This is a genomic window from Pseudomonas sp. MWU13-2517 (assembly GCF_023242545.1).
Lineage (GTDB): Bacteria > Pseudomonadota > Gammaproteobacteria > Pseudomonadales > Pseudomonadaceae > Aquipseudomonas.
In genome coordinates, this window is record NZ_JALMFA010000040.1 from 1 (window position 1) to 617 (window position 617).

General features: G+C 59.8%; 1 protein-coding gene. It reads left to right on the plus strand.

Annotated features, from left to right (window positions below; translation table 11 throughout):
- On the plus strand, nt 1-617 hold a 617-nt coding region (locus M5B97_RS27565; RefSeq protein WP_248733237.1), incomplete at both ends, for a ribonucleotide-diphosphate reductase subunit beta.

A 617-nucleotide genomic window follows, 5' to 3' on the forward strand; every position in this document is an offset into this window, starting at 1 on the left:
GATGAAAAGCGCATGATCAACTGCCGCGCCGACCTCAACCAACTCGTGCCGTTCAAGTACGACTGGGCCTGGCAGAAGTACCTCGACGGCTGCGCCAACCACTGGATGCCGCAAGAAGTCAACATGACCGCCGACATCGCCCTGTGGAAAAACCCCGAGGGCCTGACCGACGACGAACGCCGTATCGTCATGCGCAACCTGGGCTTCTTCTCCACCGCCGACTCCCTGGTTGCCAACAACCTGGTGCTGGCCGTGTACCGCCTGATCACCAACCCGGAGTGCCGCCAGTACATCCTGCGCCAGGCCTTCGAAGAAGCGATCCACACCCACGCCTACCAGTACTGCATCGAATCGCTGGCCATGGATGAAGGCGAGATCTTCAACATGTACCACGAGATCCCATCGGTCGCGAAGAAAGCCGCCTGGGGCCTGAAGTACACCCGCTCGATCTCCGATCCGAAATTCGAAACCGGCACCGTCGACACCGACAAAGAACTGCTGCGCAACCTGGTCGCCTACTACTGCGTCCTGGAAGGCATCTTCTTCTACTGCGGCTTCACCCAGATCCTGTCCATGGGCCGCCGCAACAAAATGACCGGCGTGGCCGAACAGTTCCA